Here is a 3361-nt window from a genome sequence, read left to right as displayed (position 1 = left end):
TCAGGCTTTTGCTGTCTCTCCTGCTCGCCGCCGCACTCCGCATGGTCAGATCCGACCCGCCAAGCAGCCAAGCCGCCTGAGCGATTTCTTCACGGACGACAGGGTCATCCCGGGGCTCGCCGGCGGCGAGAACCCGGGACGACCGTGGAGGGCATCTGGATCGCACGGTTCGGCTTGGAACGATGGCCGAAGCAGCGTCAGGACGAACCGTCCACTGCCTCGATGCCGCTGCGATCGAGCCGCGCCAGCGCTTCCGCCACCGTCTCACCCCCGATCACAAGGTCCGGGGCGATCTCGGCAAGCGGCACCAGCACGAAGGCGCGCTCGCGCAGGAAGCGGTGGGGCAGCACCAGGCGCGCGTCGCTGACCGTGGCACCGGCATAGTGCAGCACGTCGATGTCGATCACCCGCGGCCCCCAGCGGCGCTCCCGCACCCGGCCGAGGCGCGTCTCGGCGGACAGGCAGGCCTCGAGCAGGGCATGGGGCGAGAGCAGCGTCTCGATGCCGAGCGCCGCGTTGAGGAACCAGTCCTGGTCGGTATCGCCCCAGGGCGGGGTGCGGTAGTTGCGCGAGCGGGCGGTCACCGCGAGGCCGGGCGTGGCGGCGAGCGCCGCCACCGCCGCGTCGAGCATCGCGGCCTTGTCGCCGAGATTGCTGCCGAGCCCGAGATAGGCCTCGGTCACGGCCGCGTCCTCGTGATCTCGACCGCGACGCCGTCGAGCACCAGCGGGATCGGGGCGCCGGGCTTGTCGACCCGCACGGTGAGGCTCCGGAGCATCGGGAACGCCGCCAGGGCCTCCTGGGCGATCGTCTCGGCCAGGGCCTCGATCAGCCGGAAGCGGCGCTCGGTGGCGATGCGGTGGGCGAGGCCGGCGAGGTCGGCGTAGCTCACCGTGGCGGCAATGGCGTCGCTGCGGCCGGCCTCGCCGAGATCGAGGCGGGCCTCGAGCGAGAGGTAGAAGCGCTGGCCGAGCACCTCCTCCTCCGGCAGCACGCCGTGGCGGGCGAAGACCGCGAGGCGGTGGATGAGGATGCGGTCCAAGGTGCGATCCACTTCGGTCAGCCCCCGGCCCGGGTGTCGGGGCGCGTGATCGCGTCGACCACCTGGCAGGCCTCGACATGCGGGCGCACGTCGTGGACCCGGACGATGTCGGCGCCCAGCGACGCGGCCGTGACGTGGGCGGCGATCGACCCGAACAGCCGGTCGGCCGGCGCCGTCGCGGCGTTGTGGATGCGCCCGAGCACCGACTTGCGCGACACGCCGACGAGGACGGGGAAGCCGAGCGCCTTGATCTCGGGGAGGCGCCGCAAGGCCTCGAGATGCTGCTCCCAGCTCTTGCCGAAGCCGATCCCGGGATCGAGGACGATGTCGCGGTCGGGGATGCCGGCCCGGCGGGCGATGGCGAGCGAGCGCTCGAAGAAGGCCTTCATCTCGTCGACGATGTCGAGGCCGGGATCGATGGACTCGCGGTTGTGCATCACCACCACCGGGGCGCCGTGATGGGCCGCCACGACCGCGATCTCCGGCTCCCGCTGCAGGCCCCAGACGTCGTTGACGATGCGCGCGCCCGCCCTCAAGGCCACGTCGGCGGTCGAGGCCTTGTAGGTGTCGATCGAGATCGGGACGGGGAGGGCGGGGGCAAGCAGCCGGATTGCCGGCAGCACCCGGACCTGCTCCTCCTCGGCCGGCACCGGGGTGTGGCCGGGCCTCGTCGATTCGCCGCCGATGTCGAGGAGGGCCGCGCCGTCCTCCACCAGGCGGGCGGCCTGGTCCCGCGCGGCGTCGAGGTCCTGGAAGCGGCCGCCATCCGAGAACGAATCCGGGGTGACGTTCAGGATGCCCATCACCAGGGTGCGGCGGCCGAGATCCGGCAGCAGGGCGGCAAGAGAAGACGGTGATGGCGAAGGCGCAGAGGGCGCGGTCACGGGGCGGCGATCCTCGGGAGGGCGACCATCCCGGGATAGGCCGAGGGGCGCCGGCGCGCAACGGCGCCGCGCCGATCACCATCCGGCGAGAGCCGGCCCGAAACCGCGCCGGTTCAGGGACTTACCCTGGTACAGGATCGCCCGATCCTCTACATTGGCCGGAGAGGGAAGAGGCCCGGCGGGGCCCGCACCTGGGAGAACGCCATGAGAGTGCTGCCATGAGAGCGCTGTCGGCCCTGACGGTCTTGCTGGTCCTTGCCGGGCCGGCCGCGGCGCAGGACGAGCGGTCCGAGACGACCTGGACCGAGCTGCGCCCCACCGTCCTGGGCGACCGCCCGATCCGCGACGGGGCCGGGCTGGTGAGCCTGGAGGCCCCGAAGCGCGCCGAGGACGCCGCCATCGTGCCGGTGACGCTGCGGGTCGCCCTGCCGGAGGGCGATGCCCGCCGGGTGAAGAGCCTGACCCTGGTGGTCGACGAGAACCCCGCGCCGGTCGTCGGCACGTTCCGGTTCGCGCAGGGCCAGCGCCGCTTCGACCTGTCCACCCGCATCCGGGTGAACTCTTATTCCTACCTGCGCGCCATCGCCGAGACCGAGGACGGCGCGCTCTACATGACCAAGACCTACGTCAAGGCGGCAGGCGGCTGCTCGGCACCGGCGGTCAAGGACCCGGCCGAGGCCAAGGCCCATCTCGGCGAGATGCGCTTCCGCGCCTTCGCGGATCGCGGCGAGGCGCAGGTCCAGGTCCGCCACCCGAACTATTCCGGCCTGCAAATGGACCAGCTGACCCGGCTCTACACGCCGGCCTGGTTCGTCGAATCCTTGAGCGTGCGCCAGGGCGACACGCCGCTCTTCTCGATGACCGGCGGCATCTCGATCAGCGAGGACCCGACCTTCCGGTTCACCTTCGCCGGGACCACCGAGCCGGTGACGGTGGCGGCCAAGGACACCGAGGGGAAGGTGTTCACCCGGACGTTTCCGGTGGGCGGGAGCTGAGCGCTCACGCGCGCCGGCGCGGCCGCAGATGCGTGCCGGCATAGAGCGCCCCGACCGGGCAGAGGAGACCGAATTCCGGCAGGTCCAGCGTCGCGTCTGGATCGGCAAGCCGCCTTGCCACCCAGCCCTCCGGCTCCCGCTCCCAGACGGCGATCTCGATGCGGCGCTGCTCGATCACCAGCACCGCCCGGCAGGCTGCATGCGCCCGATAGAGCCGGGTTTTGGCCTCGAGCCACGACAGACCGTCCTGCAGCACCGGCTCGTCGTCGGTGTCGGCCGTGAAGAACGGCTAAATCGTTGGAAGATCGCGCGGATTGGTTATGCACACGTCTTCGCGCGTGCAAGGGCTTGGCGTGGGTCAGTGGGTTTCCTTGCAAATTGCACGCGCGGCGAGGGCGTGATTCCCTGCTCCTGACGACGGGAGCGGGAGACGGGGCATG

The 3361-nt window shown here is 71.4% G+C and carries 5 protein-coding genes; 1 reads left to right on the top strand and 4 read right to left on the bottom strand.

Going from position 1 to position 3361, the window contains the following annotated elements; all coding sequences use genetic code 11:
• Positions 1-197: 197 nt before the first annotated feature.
• Genes folK through folP form a run of 3 tightly spaced genes read right to left on the bottom strand, consistent with a single transcriptional unit; the run spans position 198 to position 1845 of the window.
• A complete protein-coding gene (gene folK / locus EU555_RS35820) occupies positions 198-683 on the bottom strand; it encodes a 2-amino-4-hydroxy-6-hydroxymethyldihydropteridine diphosphokinase (RefSeq protein WP_135420135.1) in 486 nt (161 codons plus the stop codon).
• Complete coding sequence (gene folB, locus EU555_RS35815) at positions 680-1042, bottom strand: dihydroneopterin aldolase (protein ID WP_135420133.1); 363 nt, start codon at positions 1040-1042, stop codon at positions 680-682. The genes folK and folB overlap by 4 nt, the downstream gene beginning before the upstream one ends.
• Before the next feature lie 17 nt (positions 1043-1059).
• Positions 1060-1845 carry a dihydropteroate synthase gene (gene folP, locus EU555_RS35810; RefSeq protein WP_135420137.1) on the bottom strand — a complete coding sequence of 262 codons (786 nt, stop codon included), beginning with the start codon at positions 1843-1845 and terminating at the stop codon, positions 1060-1062.
• A 299-nt stretch (positions 1846-2144) separates the two neighbouring features.
• Between folP and EU555_RS35805 the strand changes: the two genes are divergently transcribed.
• On the top strand, positions 2145-2921 hold the full coding sequence (locus EU555_RS35805) for a quinoprotein dehydrogenase-associated SoxYZ-like carrier (RefSeq protein WP_135420132.1): 777 nt from the start codon (positions 2145-2147) through the stop codon (positions 2919-2921).
• 4 nt (positions 2922-2925) lie between these two features.
• Here EU555_RS35805 and EU555_RS35800 read toward each other — a convergent pair whose 3' ends face one another.
• On the bottom strand, positions 2926-3177 hold the full coding sequence (locus EU555_RS35800; RefSeq protein ID WP_135420130.1) for a hypothetical protein: 252 nt from the start codon (positions 3175-3177) through the stop codon (positions 2926-2928).
• Positions 3178-3361 lie beyond the last annotated feature (184 nt).

The sequence above is a fragment of the Methylobacterium nonmethylotrophicum genome, assembly GCF_004745635.1.
Lineage (GTDB): Bacteria > Pseudomonadota > Alphaproteobacteria > Rhizobiales > Beijerinckiaceae > Methylobacterium > Methylobacterium nonmethylotrophicum.
This window is presented reverse-complemented; position numbering and strand designations above follow the sequence as displayed.